Annotated in this window: 14 protein-coding genes; 10 read left to right on the forward strand and 4 right to left on the reverse strand. The window is 34.1% G+C overall.

Going from position 1 to position 15,337, the window contains the following annotated elements; genetic code table 11:
- Positions 1 to 597: 597 nt before the first annotated feature.
- Positions 598 to 1,179: a DNA polymerase ligase N-terminal domain-containing protein gene (locus tag QLS65_RS00005; RefSeq protein WP_282714394.1), complete on the reverse strand. Its 582-nt coding sequence runs from the start codon at positions 1,177 to 1,179 to the stop codon at positions 598 to 600.
- A 43-nt stretch (positions 1,180 to 1,222) separates the two neighbouring features.
- Positions 1,223 to 1,588: a hypothetical protein gene (locus tag QLS65_RS00010; RefSeq protein WP_282714395.1), complete on the reverse strand. Its 366-nt coding sequence runs from the start codon at positions 1,586 to 1,588 to the stop codon at positions 1,223 to 1,225.
- Positions 1,589 to 1,750: 162 nt separating this feature from the next.
- Here QLS65_RS00010 and QLS65_RS00015 point away from each other — a divergent pair, with 162 nt between their 5' ends.
- The 8 genes from QLS65_RS00015 to QLS65_RS00050 all read left to right on the forward strand — a co-directional run bounded on the left by QLS65_RS00015 (position 1,751) and on the right by QLS65_RS00050 (position 10,071).
- Entirely contained in the window at positions 1,751 to 2,011 is a 261-nt protein-coding gene (locus QLS65_RS00015) for a heavy-metal-associated domain-containing protein (protein ID WP_282714396.1), read from the forward strand.
- Positions 2,012 to 2,116: 105 nt separating this feature from the next.
- Positions 2,117 to 2,500 (forward strand): hypothetical protein, encoded by a 384-nt coding sequence (locus tag QLS65_RS00020; RefSeq protein WP_282713592.1) that lies wholly within the window; start codon positions 2,117 to 2,119, stop codon positions 2,498 to 2,500.
- 253 nt (positions 2,501 to 2,753) lie between these two features.
- On the forward strand, positions 2,754 to 3,086 hold the full coding sequence (locus QLS65_RS00025) for an ArsR/SmtB family transcription factor (RefSeq protein WP_282714398.1): 333 nt from the start codon (positions 2,754 to 2,756) through the stop codon (positions 3,084 to 3,086).
- 109 nt (positions 3,087 to 3,195) lie between these two features.
- Entirely contained in the window at positions 3,196 to 3,666 is a 471-nt protein-coding gene (locus QLS65_RS00030; RefSeq protein WP_282714400.1) for a DUF6428 family protein, read from the forward strand.
- Between the two features lie 14 nt (positions 3,667 to 3,680).
- Positions 3,681 to 4,316, forward strand: a complete 636-nt coding sequence (locus QLS65_RS00035) for an arsenate-mycothiol transferase ArsC (protein WP_282714402.1) — start codon at positions 3,681 to 3,683, stop codon at positions 4,314 to 4,316.
- Positions 4,316 to 5,365, forward strand: coding sequence for an ACR3 family arsenite efflux transporter (gene arsB, locus QLS65_RS00040; protein ID WP_282713588.1), 1,050 nt, complete (start codon positions 4,316 to 4,318; stop codon positions 5,363 to 5,365). The genes QLS65_RS00035 and arsB overlap by 1 nt, the downstream gene beginning before the upstream one ends.
- 315 nt (positions 5,366 to 5,680) lie before the next feature.
- Positions 5,681 to 8,668 carry a SusC/RagA family TonB-linked outer membrane protein gene (locus tag QLS65_RS00045; protein ID WP_282714404.1) on the forward strand — a complete coding sequence of 996 codons (2,988 nt, stop codon included), beginning with the start codon at positions 5,681 to 5,683 and terminating at the stop codon, positions 8,666 to 8,668.
- Positions 8,669 to 8,679: 11 nt separating this feature from the next.
- On the forward strand, positions 8,680 to 10,071 hold the full coding sequence (locus QLS65_RS00050) for a RagB/SusD family nutrient uptake outer membrane protein (RefSeq protein ID WP_282714406.1): 1,392 nt from the start codon (positions 8,680 to 8,682) through the stop codon (positions 10,069 to 10,071).
- A gap of 93 nt (positions 10,072 to 10,164) precedes the next feature.
- On the opposite strand, the gene QLS65_RS00055 is transcribed toward QLS65_RS00050, so the two are convergent.
- Together QLS65_RS00055 and rocD are read right to left on the reverse strand one after the other, a co-directional pair.
- The gene (locus QLS65_RS00055; protein WP_282714408.1) at positions 10,165 to 11,127 is read right to left on the reverse strand and encodes an arginase; all 963 of its coding nucleotides are present in this window, start codon (positions 11,125 to 11,127) and stop codon (positions 10,165 to 10,167) included.
- A gap of 11 nt (positions 11,128 to 11,138) precedes the next feature.
- Complete coding sequence (gene rocD, locus QLS65_RS00060; protein ID WP_282713584.1) at positions 11,139 to 12,422, reverse strand: ornithine--oxo-acid transaminase; 1,284 nt, start codon at positions 12,420 to 12,422, stop codon at positions 11,139 to 11,141.
- Positions 12,423 to 12,651: 229 nt separating this feature from the next.
- Here rocD and QLS65_RS00065 point away from each other — a divergent pair, with 229 nt between their 5' ends.
- Entirely contained in the window at positions 12,652 to 13,104 is a 453-nt protein-coding gene (locus tag QLS65_RS00065) for an Lrp/AsnC family transcriptional regulator (RefSeq protein WP_282713583.1), read from the forward strand.
- 15 nt (positions 13,105 to 13,119) lie between these two features.
- Positions 13,120 to 15,321: a penicillin acylase family protein gene (locus QLS65_RS00070; protein ID WP_282714411.1), complete on the forward strand. Its 2,202-nt coding sequence runs from the start codon at positions 13,120 to 13,122 to the stop codon at positions 15,319 to 15,321.
- Positions 15,322 to 15,337 lie beyond the last annotated feature (16 nt).

The raw sequence follows: 15,337 nt of genomic DNA on the forward strand, positions 1-15,337 counted from the left end.
AACTACATCCTTTATTCGCTTTTACAAGCTTTTCTAAACCTTTTTTTTCATGTTTTCTTAACCTATCCTTTAACTCGCTGAAAACATGATTCTTGAAACACAAAGTTTTTTATGATAAACTGCCTTTTAACTTCCGATGAATGTGATTTTAAATCAAAACCACCTATTCCAATAAGAATGGGCAACTTTCAACTGCCTTTCCCTTCTTTATAAAATCTTAGGAAATTATCGCTTTATTGCCTTTTATACAGCTTACAGCTTCGATTTGTGCACTAAAAAACAGCTCCACTTGCCAGAATACCTACAAAAGAACACAACAGGTTAAATATTTTGTCTCTTACCTTATATAGTATCAAACTTCACTTTCCCATTCTATCCTATATATAAGGTCACAAAATATACATCAAAACAACAAAAAGATCTACTTATCCAAAGTTCGCGTTAGGGATAGCAGCGAAAAGCCCACAGTCCCGCCTTTTTTTTTGGCGGAACGAGGACTTGTAGCACATAGCCCGACTCCATAATATAAAGAAAGGCGACTCTCCACTAAGAGAATCGCCTTTCTTTATATTATGGAGGAACGCACAAATTGTTTTATTAACCACTCTTCTTTTCCATGCTTTCTAATGTCTTATTAGAAAGTACAGATTTATCTTGTTGCAAAACATCTTCATCATTTGCATATTGATCTTTTGACTTTATCAAAAGCCATGTATTCTCCTGTTTGGTTTTTAATTTTACTAAAGCAAATTCACCTTTCAATTTTTTCCCATTAAGAATAAAACTAAGATGTCCTTTTTGTAAATCGGATTGTAATTTATGTTCGTCGATATCTAACCTATCTTCATCAGCTAAAATATACGTTCCATTGTCCCAAACAATAACATTCCCTGCGCCGTAATTTCCCTCCGGAATAGTACCCTCAAAATCTCTGTAACTGTAAGGATGATCTTCTACCATAATAGCCAATCTTTTATCAGCCGGATTCATAGACGGTCCTTTGGGTATCGTCCAACTTTTTAGCACTCCATCCATTTCCAATCTAAAATCATAATGCAAATGGGAGGCTGCATGCTTTTGTACTACGAAAATCAATTCGGTCGATGACTGCCTGATTTTTCCTTCAGGCTCTAAAGTGGAATTAAAATTACGCTTTTGATTGTATTCACTCAAAGACATGATTAATAGGATTAGTATTTAAAACTTACAACAAACGCTTTGATTACATTTTATCTTCAGAATTTTCCTCTAAATCATTATGATTATCTCCACCTATACTATAATGGTTGTTTTCTTCATCTTCATTTCCGGAGTTTTCCGTTTCCTCATCTAATTCTGAGCCAGGAATGTCTAAATCTCCTCCAGAAACATCCTCTTCGAAACTTTTCTCATTCAATTCCCGGATATTATTTATTTCAACAGGAGACTTTTTTTTCGAAAGATCTTCTGGATCTATTTCCATCTCTTTATGGAATTGGTTATAAATATCTTCACTTGGAGGATATAAAAGAGAATCCGGAATTGCATTTTTATCTTTCTTACCCGGTTTTCTTTTGTCAAAATTCAATTTATTGCTTCTATTATTCATATTACACTTATTTAATTGATTTTCAACACACTAAGTTAAACATTTTTAAATAAAACCAACCTAAATTATTTAAATTATTCAAGATAAATCACTAACTTTAAACTACTTAACCCATAAATACAACAATTTATTATCCTATTCCTAATCTTAAAAAATAAAAACATGAGTATACTAACTGATAATGTAATCCCAGGTAATCATGGTAAAATTTTTGGAACAAATGCTATTGAAGACATTGATTTAATAGAAATAAAATCCAGCTTACTAGAACTAGACGGAATAAAAGAGGTTTTATTGAATACTGAAATTTTTCCAAGAGAATTTACCGTTCACACTTCGAAAATGATACCTATAAGCGATATTGAAAATCGAGTTAAACTAGTCGGATTTCATGCTATTCCAAAAGAAATATTTAAACTTTGATGCTTTGTAATAAACTTCCATTAATACATTGCTTTTTGCTATTTCTATCAAATTAAAAATGACTCAAGCTCAATTAATTTCAAATTATTAAAAAAGACAGAAAAAATGGAAACTAAAAAAACAATTTATCAATTACACGAAGAACACAAAACGTGGTTAAACAAACTTTTGTTTTATAAAGACGAACTTAAAATTATGGGTAATCGGATTACAGAAGTCGCGGAAAAGAATACTTCTAAAGAGTTACGTTCCTTAGCCGATCATTTCCATAATCAACTGATTATTCAAAAGGAACAGATAGACATCTTAAATCATGATATTAAAAGTCACGAATCCTATCTTAAGGCTGCCGTGCGAAAAAATCCCAATGCTGTTGATCATGAAAAATTTTCAGACCATAAAAAACACCGAGAAAGCATCGCCGTATTTGAAAAATTATTTAGAGAATTAAGAGAAGACTTGATTGATTTTTTATCAAAATGGATGTGAATCAGATGATTTATAAAAATTAGAAGCTTATTTTTCGAAAACAAATTAGAAACCATTGCTTCATAGGATTTTATTATCCATTAAATTTCACTTAAAAACCATTTTCTATTGCAAGCATAAACTTCAGGATGACTGTTAAACTATCACCTTAACATAAACCAAAAAGGTAATTGAAGAACTTAAGCAAAAAATATACTCCAATATTTGGTTTTTATTTATCTATATCGTAATATTGCAATATAAATATATAACGATGGGAATTACTAAATCAGATCATTTTACAGACGAGCAAAACGAATTGGCAACTTTGGCGAAAGCCATAGGTCATCCCGCTCGAATTGCCATTATTCAGCACCTCATCAAAGTGAACAGTTGTATATGCGGTGACATCGTAAACGAGCTGCCTCTAGCCCAACCTACCGTTTCCCAACACTTGAAAGAGCTTAAAAATGCCGGACTTATAAAAGGTAATTTTGAAGGGAATGCTATTTGTTATTGCCTCAACGAAGAAGGTTTTAATAAAATTAAGGGCTTTTTTCAGCACATCAATACCTATTTAGAAAGCAAGAAGAATCAATGCTGTTAATTTTTAAATTGTAAGAATTATGAAATCGCCAGGACTCAAAAAAAAAAAAAACAATATAATTTAGGAATGGCGATACCATATTCCTTTAAAAAACAAATATTATACTCATATGAAACTATCAGAAATTAAAAAAGAGTTGAGCACGCTTGAAAACGTTGCTTTTGTATTACCAAACGGCAGTTATGTTCCAGAACATTTTCACGTAACTGAGGTGGGTTTAATCACCAAAAACTTTATTGACTGCGGTGGAAAAGTAAGAAAAGAAACTGTAGTAAATTTCCAATTATGGGATGCTAATGATTTCGAACACCGATTAAAGCCAAAAAAACTTTTGGATATTATCGCTCTTTCAGAGAAAGTATTAGGAATCGAAGATTACGAAATTGAAGTAGAATACCAAGCAGAAACGATTGGTAAATATGACTTAGGTTTCAATGGAAAAGTATTCACTCTTTTGAATAAACAAACAGCTTGTTTAGCCCAAGACCAATGTGGCATTCCAGTAGAAAAACAAAAAGTAAAATTATCTGAAATTTCAAGCCAAACTAATAGCTGTACTCCCGGCGGAGGCTGTTGCTAATTTTAAAACTATAAATGACACTAACCAAAACCATTCTATTTCCAGAAATTGAAAAAATAATCTCTGCTTTTGATTTTGAAAGTATATCATCAGAGCGAAAAATTATTTTGCAACCACTGATTGATTTTATTCAAGCAAAAACATCCAATCAGCAAGAAATCAGGCTAAACTTGATTTGCACCCATAATTCCAGAAGAAGTCATTTATCACAGGTTTGGGCACAAACTGCAGCCGCACATTTCAATATAAAAAATGTATTTTGTTATTCTGGCGGAACCGAAGCCACGGCATTATTTCCTATAGCTGCCAAAACATTGGAACAATCTGGCTTTAAAATCAAAATCATTGCAGCAGGTAATAATCCCATTTATGCCATAAAATATGCGGAGAATGAACATCCTATTATTGGTTTTTCAAAAACCTATGATGATGATTTTAATCCCCAAAGTGAATTTGCAGCGATATTGACTTGTTCGCAAGCAGACGGTGGTTGCCCATTTATTGCTGGTGCTGAAATACGTATTCCAATCACTTTTGAAGATCCAAAAGCTTTTGATAATACTCCTCAACAAGCAGAAAAATATCAGGAACGCAGTTTACAAATTGCAACCGAAATGTTTTATGTATTCTCCAAAATAAAATCATACTAATGGCATTACATAAAAAAAGATTAAACTTCCTTGATAGTTACTTGACACTTTGGATATTTCTGGCAATGATAATTGGGGTTTCCATTGGCTATTTTATACCTTCTAGCAGCGGCTTTATCAATTCCTTTTCAAGTGGAACGACCAATGTTCCTCTGGCAATTGGATTAATAGTGATGATGTATCCACCTTTGACTAAAATTGATTTTTCAAAAATTTCTTTAATGTTTGAAAAGCCAAAATTACTCACCGCCTCTTTCTTCATCACTTGGATTATTGGTCCGTTTTTAATGTTTTCATTGGCAACATTCTTTTTAAAAGATTATCCGGAATACATGACGGGTTTAATCATAATTGGGATTGCTCCTTGCATAGCCATGGTGATTGTCTGGAATGAATTAGCCGAAGGAAATAGGGAATTAACAGCGGGCTTAATCGGAATTAATAGTTTGCTTCAAGTGTTCTTTTTTGGATTGTATGCGTATTTTTATTTGGAAATCATGCTGCCATTATTTGGAATTAAAGGCCTGGAATTAAATATTACGGTTGCCCAAATTGCCACAACAGTTGGGATTTATTTAGGCATTCCATTTGCATTAGCGATAATTAGCCGCTTTGCCATCAAGAAATTCATTGGCGATAAATGGTTCAATCAAAAATTTATTCCGTTTGTTTCTCCCATTACTTTGATTGCTTTGCTTTTTACAATAGTTGTCATGTTCAGTCTAAAAGGCGAAATGATTGTTGATTTACCTTTGGATGTGGTTAGAATCGCCGTTCCACTTGTGATTTTCTTTGCTATTATGTTTTTCCTGATGTTTTTTGTTTCCAAAAAAATTGGAGCCAATTATAGAGATGCCGTTGCGCTTTCCTTCACCGCATCCGGAAATAATTTTGAATTGGCAATTGCAGTTTCTATTGGCGTTTTCGGAATCAATAGCGGACAGGCATTTGCAGGAGTTATTGGTCCATTAGTAGAAGTTCCAGCTTTGATTATTCTAGTAAATGTAGCCTTTTGGTTGAAGAAAAAATATTACACTAAAACTGCTTAACCAAAAATTGCAATACATAAAATCTTTCAAACTGAAATAATAATTCGTTTCAATAATTTTATACAAAGCTTAAACTTCTCATTTATTCTCACCTGATATTACAGTACACAAAATACCTTCAAATCTGATTTACTAAAAATAATGCAGTCCAATATTGAACGCACTAAACCGATATTTTTACGAATACCATTTTTTTAGATTTTAAATTTTAAATTATTGACAAAAAACATCAAAACAAGAGATTTTTAATACAAAAACTTCGTTAATTAACATTTTATTTAGATATTTGACTAACTAATCTTAAATAATCCAAAAATGAAAATTAATTTGAAGCATTTTTTGAGTTTACTCATTGTACTGACTGTACAATTGACATTTGCTCAAGAAAGTACATTGTCGGGTAAAGTTACTGACATGGGTGGACTGCCCGTTCCAGGTGCAAATATCATTGTAAAAGGGACCAACATTAGTACCCAAACTGGATTTGATGGTGATTTTACCATTACTGCTAAAAAAGGTCAACTATTGATTGTCAGTTTTGTAGGAATGAAAACTATTGAGGTTCCTGCATCTTCTTCGATGTTATTTAAATTGAGTGATGCCTCAAATCAATTAGAAACAGTTGTTGTAGTAGGTTACGGTACTCAAAGTAAAAAGAAATTAACCGATAATATTGCCCGCGTTACAGCAAAAGACATCCAACAAATTCCGGTATCCAATGTTCAAAATGCCTTAGTTGGTAAATTAGCCGGAGTACAAATCACACAGACAAATGGTAAAGTTGATGGAGGAATAAATATTCGTGTTCGTGGTGCTGCAAGTATCAGCGCTGGAACACAACCTTTATATGTATTAGATGGAATTCCTTTAGTTACTTCAAACGAATCAAGTAATGGAGCGCCAACTAACCCATTATTGACTTTAAGTACTAACGAAATTGAATCTATTGATGTCCTTAAAGACGCATCTTCTGCCGCAATTTACGGTGCTAGAGGTGCAAATGGAGTTGTTTTGATTACTACCAAAAGAGGAAAAGAAGGAAAAGGAACGTTTTCTATCAACCTTTCACAAGGCGTTAGTCAAGCTACTAACAAAAGAAAATGGTTGAATGCAGATCAATATGTAGAGTTATTCACTGAAGCATCTATTAATGGACTTGGTGATGCCGCTGAAGCTGAAGATACTTTTGATTTCTTAGCTCAAGGTACAGATTGGAGAAACAGAGAAGTAGATACTGACTGGCAAGAAACTGCATTCCAAGACGGATTCAACACCGATGCTGATTTTTCAGTATCCGGAGGTGATGCCAACACAAAATATTTCTTTTCTGGAGCTTATAACAATACAACTGGTATTATAAACAGTAATGCATTAGAAAGAGTTACCGCAAGAACAAACGTGTCACACAAAATATCGGATCGTTTTACTGCTGGTATGAATTTAAGTTTCTCCAGATCAGAAATTGATCGTGTGCAGGATGACAACTCCTTTACTACTCCTTTACAGGCTGTCGCACAATCCCCATTATCTCCTGCTCGTTTAGATGACGGAACGGCAAATCCAAATACATTGTACGCTAACTTTTTATTGGCTATTGACAATTCGTTCTGGAAAACAATTATGAGAAGAGTTACCGGTAAAGCATATGGAGAATTTAAAATCATTCCTTCTTTAAAAGTAAATTCTGATTTCTCCTATGACTTATTATCACAAACGGAGGATGCTTGGTATGGTAAAAACTCCCCTTTTATGGCAACTGACGGAGAAGTTTTTGCTACTTCTGTAAACAATGAAACTTATATTTACAGTAATTACCTGACTTTCGACAAAACCTTTGGTGAAAAACATGACGTAAATGCGGTTGCTGGTATGGAGTTTAATAAATTCAACCGTAGGTTTCAAAGTGTAACTAGTATCTATTTCCCAAATGATTCTTTCCAAACTGTTGATGGAGGTGCTGAAGTATCTGGTGGTTCCGGAAATGAAACTGATTATACATTTGTATCGCAATTTGGTAGAGTTACCTATTCATATGATGACAAATACATCTTCAAAGCGAGTATCCGTCGTGATGGTTCTTCCCGTTTTGGTAAAAACAATAGATTTGGTACTTTTCCGGCATTTTCTGCAGGATGGATCATGTCTGAAGAAAGCTTCTTAAAAGATAATCCTACTTTGACTTTCTTAAAATTAAAAGGAAGCTGGGGTAAATTAGGTAATGCCGAATTGGGTAATTTTGCTTCACGCCAATTGTACGGATCAAATCCTTATAACTTAAAATCAGGACTTTCTTTCTCTCAAGCTGGGAACGATGATCTTACTTGGGAAAAATCTACTCAAGTTGATTTTGGTGTTGAATTTGGTTTGCTAAACCGCATCAGCATTGAAGCCGATTATTACAAAAAAAATACGGATGGCTTACTTTTTAGTGTTCCATTATCAATAAGTTCCGGAGCAACTACAATCAACCAAAATATTGGAGAAGTACAAAGTAGCGGAGTTGAATTTACATTGAATACAAAAAATATTGATTCAGATAATTTAAAATGGAATACTAGCTTTAATGTAACTACCAACCAATCTGAAGTATTGTCAATGCCAAATAACAATCAAGATATTGTGAGCTCATTTACGATTAACAGAGTGGGAGAAAATATCTCTTCCTTTTACTTAGTAGAATATGCTGGAGTAGATCCTGCGAATGGAGATGCCCTTTTTGTAAAAAATACCGCTAACGCTGATGGATCTTTGGATAAATCAACAACTAACGATTACTCTGAAGCAAAAAGAGTGGTTTCAGGAAATCCTTTCCCTACATTGATGGCTGGTTTAACCAATACAATTAATTATAAAGGACTTGATTTTTCTTTTACATTCCAAGGAGAATGGGGAGCTAGTATTTACAACTCTGCAGGTAAATACCAATCGGTTGCAGCTGACTATTTTGACAATCAAACCATAGACCAATTAAACCGTTGGCAAAATCCGGGTGATATTACTAATGTTCCTCAAGCCAGATTATACGGAAGTAACGGAACACAAGAATCAACTCGATTTTTAGACAAATCTGATTTTGTTCGTTTAAGAAACTTAACAATAGGATATTCTTTACCAGGTAACACGGTAAAAGATTTAGGAATGAGTAGTGTACGCTTTTACGCTACAGGAGTTAACTTACTTACTTTTACAAATTATTCTGGTTATGACCCAGAAGCAAGAAGAGATGATACAGGTATTGGAGAAGAATTTTACTCAGCTCCACCATCCAGAACTATTGCTTTAGGAGTAAATATTAATTTTTAAAAATTAGAAAAATGAAATCAAATAAATTAATCCTATTTATTCTCTTCGCTACTTTTTTTGCAAGTTGTGACAATGAATTAGAAATAGATCCCAAACAAAATGAAGATGCTACAGTAACATTAACTACTGAAACCGGCATCATTAACATATTAACAGGTGCCTATGCTACAGCTGCAGATGGTGATGTATATGGCGGTAGAATATTGACCTCTGCCGATTTATTGGCACAAACTGGTATAACAGCGACAACTGATTTTAGATGGAGAGGTACTTTTGGCGAATGCCGACAAATGTATTCTAAAACAATTTTAGTTAACAATACTTTTGTTCAGCAAATTTATACTCGAAACTATCAAATAATCAATGCTGCCAATACAGTTATTGAAAACATAGATAAAGTTCAAGATCCCGAAAGACAAACTACAATGATTGCCGAGGCTACTTTTTTAAAGTCAATGGCATACTTTGATTTGGTTCGATTTTTTGCAAAACCATATGAAGCAGGTCAAGCTAATACCCAATTAGGTGTTGTTATCAGACCAAATGCAATTTATGATTTCACTATTGATTTAGCAAAAGAAAGAAGCACTGTAGATGAAGTTTATGCGCTAATAATTTCAGGTTTAAACTTGGCTTACAATGATCTTCCGGAAGACAATAGTTTTTATGCTGATAAATATGCAGCCAAAGCTTTATTGGCGAGAGTATATTTGCAACAAGGAAATTATCCTGCTGCCAGAGATGCTGCCCATGATGTAATTGAAAATAGCGGACGTACTTTATCTCCTAAATATGCAAATGCTTTCAATCATGATGTCAATCAAAGTGAGGATATTTTTGCTATACAAATCACTAAACAAACAGGAGAAAATGAAGTGACAAATTTATATGCTTCCGAAGACAATGGTGGACGTGGTGGCGATATCGAAATAAGATCTACTTATTTAGCAAAATTTACTGACCCAGCTGACGAAAGACGTAATTTTAATTACATCAACCCGGACAACGGAAGAAGATTGACTTCTAAATACACCGATCAATTTGGAGATGTTCCTTTAATTCGTTTGGCTGAGATGTACCTTATTAGAGCCGAAGCAAATTTCAGAGCTGGAACTTTTGTTGGTAACACTCCGGTGGCTGACATCAATTTACTGAGAACACGTGCAAGTGCGACAAATTTCATAACTGTTACCCTAGCTACTATTTTAAGAGAACGCGAATTGGAATTAGCAATGGAAGGCTTTGCAATTCATGATTTAAAAAGAACAAAAGGTTCTATTGATGTTTTTGCTGATGGATCAGAGTTGATTCCATATAATGATAACACTTTAGTATTCCCAATTCCATTAAGAGAAACGGATACAAATAGTAAAATCACGCAAAATCCTGGATATGGAAGTTAATCCTTTTAAAATATCCTTTTAAAAAACCATTAAATAAAAAGCCCGAAATCTAAAATTTGATTTCGGGCTTTTCTATGTATTAAAAAAAATAAACTATTCAATAGGAAGAACAAGTGTTGTTGTTATAGCTTCCAAAACCTCAAAAGCAGTTTCTGCCATTTTATTTCCTTTGGTGTCCAATAAAGGATTTACCTCCACAAATTCAATGCAAACAACTTTTTTTGTTTGGATAATTTGATTGATAATTGCTATGATTTCGTATTGATCAAAACCTTTGGGAACCGGTGTACCTGTTCCATAAGAAATCATATCACAATCCATGGAATCCACATCAAAAGAAATATACAAAACTTCACAATGCGTTAATTTTGACAAAGCTTCAGCGACACACGTTTCCAATCCTCTGTAACGCACTTCATCAACCTTATAATTCTTGATATTCAATTTTTCAATTTGCTTATCTTCCTCTTCTTCGGTATCACGAACTCCAAAATATATCAAGTTTTCTGCCAAAACTTTCGGTCCCTTATAGCCTATATTTTTCATGTCCTCCCAATGTTGTTGGGTTTCTGGAGCTACATCATTATTCTGACAACTCAAATTATCATCGCCAAGAGCCGCTGACAATGGCATTCCGTGAATATTTCCAGATGGTGAAGTGTAAGGCGAATGCAAATCAGCATGGGCATCAATCCAAAACACGCCAATATTTTGCTCCGGAAAAGTTGCTTTTATTCCACTTAAAGTCCCTAATGCAGAAGAATGATCTCCTGATAAAACAATTGGAAAATAATTCCCTGCTAAATTTTTCTTTACCGCATTACAAACTCTGGTGCACTGCTCTACAACATGCTCAATTCTTTTGGCAGACGTACTTCGATTTTTATCATAAATGGATTCGTTGTGTGTTTTTACATCTTCAAATTCAAATTGATTAAAATAATCACTATTGTTATTAATAGCAGCAATTTCGATAGCATCAATCCCTAGGTCAGATCCTCGCGTACCAGCACCTATGTCAGATCTATTTTTTATTAATTTTATCGCTTTTTCCATTATCGTTTAAATTACCTAAAATCGTTTAAAGCTCTCTCGATAATACCTAAACATTCCTGAATTTGAGATTCAGTAATTACTAATGGTGGTGCTAAACGAATTTTATTACCATGTGTTGGTTTTGCCAATAATCCGTATTCGCTGAATTTCATACAAATATTCCAAGCCAAATCAGATTCTTCATCACAATTGATAACAATGGCATTCAATAATCCTTTTCCTCTAACTAATGTAATCAAAGGATTTCTAGAGGCAATTTCATTAAGTCCTGTCCTTAAAACTTCGCCTAAGTAAGCCGCATTTTGTGCCAAATTTTCCTCTTTTACTACTTCAAGCGCAGCAATAGCAACAGCAGCAGCAATTGGATTTCCTCCAAAAGTAGAGCCGTGTTGTCCAGGCTTAATGACATTCATAATGTGATCATTCGCTAAAACTGCTGAAACAGGATACACACCACCAGAAATTGCTTTCCCTAGAATAAGGATATCGGGTTTAACTTCAGGATTATTTTCACATCCCTTTTTACACTCACAATTTCCGCAAGTTGCCAGTAATCTTCCGGTACGGGCAATTCCTGTTTGCACTTCATCAGCAATAAATAAAACATTGTGTGCTGCACAAAGTGCTTTAGTTCTTGCCAAATACCCTTCGGTAGGAACATAAACTCCAGCTTCTCCTTGAATAGGTTCCACTAAAAAACCTGCTATATTTTTAGTTGATTTTAATACGTTTTCCAAAGCTTCAACGTCATCATATGGAATTTTAATAAATCCGGCAGTGAATGGTCCAAAGCTTTTACGGGCGGTTTCATCATTTGAAAATGAAATGATTGTTGTTGTTCTTCCGTGGAAATTATTTTCACAAACGATGATTTGCGCTTGATTTTCAGGAATTCCTTTTACTTCATATGCCCATTTTCTACATAATTTCAAAGCAGTTTCCACTGCTTCTGCACCAGTATTCATGGGTAATACTTTATCAAAACCAAAATACTTGGTTACATATTCTTCATACGGTCCTAATTGATCATTATGGAAAGCACGTGAAGTCAAAGTCAATGTTTGCGCTTGTTTTATCATGGCTCCAACAATTTTTGGATGACAATGTCCTTGATTTACGGCAGAATATGCCGATAAAAAATCATAATATTTTTTTCCATCCACATCCCAAACATAAACACCTTCGCCTCTTTCTAAAACTACAGGTAAAGGATGGTAATTGTGAGCTCCGTATTGATTCTCTTTTGCTATCAACGCTTCAGATTTTGAAGAAAGATTTTGTTCTGTATGAGTCATGATATTTCTTTTTAATATAATAAAGTACAAAATTACTATTTTTTTTTAATTTACCAATAAAAATAATTTTTTTGACTTTTATAAAGATATTATTTGAAAATATTTTCTTAATTTAGATTAAAAATAAGTCATTTTTAAATTAACAATTCATTTTACAGATGCATTTCAAAATAAATAAAAATAAGTACTTTTATACAAATACAAAAGCATCATTTATAATTAAACCAACATGGATATATTAGACGAATTCGACATCAATATTATCAAAGAATTAGAAAAAGACGGAAGAATGGCCTATTCAGCCATTGCATCCAATTTAAAAATATCAAACACCATGGTGCATCAACGCATCAACCGATTAATAGAACAAGGAATACTCACTGGAATAAAACCGGTAATCAATGAAAAAAAAGTAGGTTACGATTGGGGATCATTTACCGGAATTACTTTAAATAAAGATCAAGATTCTGACAGGATTATTGAAGAACTCAAAAACATTCCAGAAATAACAGAATGCTACTACATCACAGGATCTTTTACCCTTTACATAAAAATTATTGCCAGGGATCATGAACACATGCGAAAAGTTCTATACGAAAAAATAGATACTATTCCAGGTATAGCCAAAACCGATTCTATAATCGAATTGGGTTGCGCATTTAAACGAAATGTAAGTCTCTAATATAATCTCAATAAAATGAAATATTTCAAGAATCATTTGCCGCTTACAATTTTAGTTTTTTGTTTTAGTTTTTCCATGTTTTCACAAAAGTTATCAAACCAAGAAATAGTCAGACTAAAAAAACTCTCACGACAAGTAACCATTATCAGAGACAATTGGGGAATTGCACACGTGTATGGCAAAACCGATGCAGATGCAGTTTTTGGAATGCTATACGCACAATGTGAAGACGATTTTAAACGGGTAGAACTAAATTACATTGAAAAACTAGGACGCCTTTCAGAAATTAAAGGACAGTCGGTTTTATATAATGACTTAGAAATTAAAATTTTAATTGACACCGAAGAAGCAAAAGCCGATTATAAAAAAGCAGCGCCTTGGTTGAAAAAATTATTAAACAGTTATGCGGACGGAATCAACTTTTACCTATACAATCACCCCGAAGTAAAACCCGCTTTATTGACTCATTTTGAACCTTGGTTTCCATTACTTTGGACAGACGGAAGTATCGGGGCAATCAGTACCGCTGATCTTTCAACCGGAGAATTGAAAGCTTTTTATTCCGGAAACACGGATAAAGTGGCCTACATAGAACGTGAAAAAGACGTACAAACTGGTTCCAACGGATTTGCAATTGCTCCTTCTAAAACAGCATCGGGAAGTGCAGTTTTATACATTAATCCACATACCTCGTTTTATTTTCGACCAGAAATACAAATGAGCAGTGAAGAAGGATTGAATGCCTACGGAGCAGTAACATGGGGACAATTTTTTATATACCAAGGATTTAATGAAAACTGCGGTTGGATGCATACCTCTTCAAATGTGGATGTAGCCGATATGTATGCCGAGAAAATCGTAACCAAAAACAACAAACTATTTTACGAATACGATAATAAATTAGTTCCGGTTATCGAAAAAAAAATAACCATCAAGTATCTTGAAAACGGGAAACTGGTCCCTAAAACATTCAACACCTATTACACCAATCACGGTCCAATCATGGCCAAAAGAGACGGAAAATGGATTAGCTTGAAATCGAATAATCGCTCGATGAAAAGTCTGGAACAAAGCTGGGTGAGAACAAAATCAAAAAGTTTTGAAGACTATAAAACGGCAATGAATTTGAAAGCCAATACCTCAAACAATACTGTTTATGCGGATAAAGAAGGGAATATTGCCTACTGGCATGGGAATTTTATTCCTATTCGAGACAAAAAACTGAATTGGTCAAAAGTGATGGACGGCACAACACCGGCAACGCAATGGAAAGGATTACACGAAGTTTCAGAAACAGTTCATTCCTATAATCCCATAAACGGCTGGTTACAAAACTGTAATTCGACGCCCTATACCGTGGCTGGTGACAATAGTCCAAAAGAGGAAAACTATTTGCCTTACATGGCGCCAGATGGAGAAAGTTTCAGAGGATTGAATGCGGTTCGATTATTAAGTAAAGGCAATACCTATACATTAGACAAAGTAATTACCGACGGTTATGACACGAAACTGACCGCTTTCGAATTTTTAATTCCAGCTTTAATTTCCAGCTTCGAAAAAAACATCAGTGCCAATAATCCGCTTTACACAGAACTGTCAGAACCAATAACGATATTGAAAAATTGGGATTATTATGCCAAAGAGAATTCTGTTGCGACAACCTTAGCTGTGGAATGGGCTTATAGATTAAACCCAATTATTCAAAAAGTATATACTAATGAAGGCGAAATGGACCAAGTGGAAAACACGCGTAATTTTGTAAAAAATGCAACACCAGACCAATTGCTTCCTCAACTACTAACAGTTATAAACGAATTGAAAATGAAATTTGGAACCTGGCAAATTCCTTGGGGAGAAATCAATCGTTTCCAGAGAACTTCCGGCGAGATTGCTATGAATTATAATGATGCCTTGGAGAGCTTACCTATTGGATACGGACCCGCACTTTGGGGAAGTTTACCCGCTTATAAAAGCAATTATCAAAAAGATACCAAAAAGCGCTACGGGACTAACGGTAATAGTTTTGTATGCGCAGTAGAATTTGGAACAAAAATAAAAGCAAAATCTTTACTGGCAGGCGGAAACAGTGGAGATCCAAAATCGAAACATTTTTATGATCAGGCTGAAATGTACCGAAAAGGACAATTTAAGGATGTATTATTTTATAAAGATGATGTTCAAAAAAATGCCGAAAAAACGTATCATCCCGGCGAATAGTTTTTTAACTCCTCAT

This window comes from Flavobacterium algoritolerans (assembly GCF_030010385.1).
Classification (GTDB): Bacteria; Bacteroidota; Bacteroidia; order Flavobacteriales; family Flavobacteriaceae; genus Flavobacterium; species Flavobacterium algoritolerans.

What these genes read in the sequence shown, in the direction of transcription:
- QLS65_RS00010 (WP_282714395.1), bottom strand. Translation starts at nt 1,588, where the DNA reads ATGAATAATAGAAGCAATAAATTGAATTTTGACAAAAGAAAACCGGGT.
- QLS65_RS00055 (WP_282714408.1), bottom strand. Translation starts at nt 11,127, where the DNA reads ATGGAAAAAGCGATAAAATTAATAAAAAATAGATCTGACATAGGTGCT.
- QLS65_RS00030 (WP_282714400.1), top strand. Translation starts at nt 3,196, where the DNA reads ATGAAACTATCAGAAATTAAAAAAGAGTTGAGCACGCTTGAAAACGTT.
- QLS65_RS00015 (WP_282714396.1), top strand. Translation starts at nt 1,751, where the DNA reads ATGAGTATACTAACTGATAATGTAATCCCAGGTAATCATGGTAAAATT.
- QLS65_RS00035 (WP_282714402.1), top strand. Translation starts at nt 3,681, where the DNA reads ATGACACTAACCAAAACCATTCTATTTCCAGAAATTGAAAAAATAATC.
- QLS65_RS00050 (WP_282714406.1), top strand. Translation starts at nt 8,680, where the DNA reads ATGAAATCAAATAAATTAATCCTATTTATTCTCTTCGCTACTTTTTTT.
- QLS65_RS00005 (WP_282714394.1), bottom strand. Translation starts at nt 1,179, where the DNA reads ATGTCTTTGAGTGAATACAATCAAAAGCGTAATTTTAATTCCACTTTA.
- QLS65_RS00045 (WP_282714404.1), top strand. Translation starts at nt 5,681, where the DNA reads ATGAAAATTAATTTGAAGCATTTTTTGAGTTTACTCATTGTACTGACT.
- rocD (WP_282713584.1), bottom strand. Translation starts at nt 12,422, where the DNA reads ATGACTCATACAGAACAAAATCTTTCTTCAAAATCTGAAGCGTTGATA.
- QLS65_RS00065 (WP_282713583.1), top strand. Translation starts at nt 12,652, where the DNA reads ATGGATATATTAGACGAATTCGACATCAATATTATCAAAGAATTAGAA.
- QLS65_RS00020 (WP_282713592.1), top strand. Translation starts at nt 2,117, where the DNA reads ATGGAAACTAAAAAAACAATTTATCAATTACACGAAGAACACAAAACG.
- QLS65_RS00070 (WP_282714411.1), top strand. Translation starts at nt 13,120, where the DNA reads ATGAAATATTTCAAGAATCATTTGCCGCTTACAATTTTAGTTTTTTGT.
- QLS65_RS00025 (WP_282714398.1), top strand. Translation starts at nt 2,754, where the DNA reads ATGGGAATTACTAAATCAGATCATTTTACAGACGAGCAAAACGAATTG.
- arsB (WP_282713588.1), top strand. Translation starts at nt 4,316, where the DNA reads ATGGCATTACATAAAAAAAGATTAAACTTCCTTGATAGTTACTTGACA.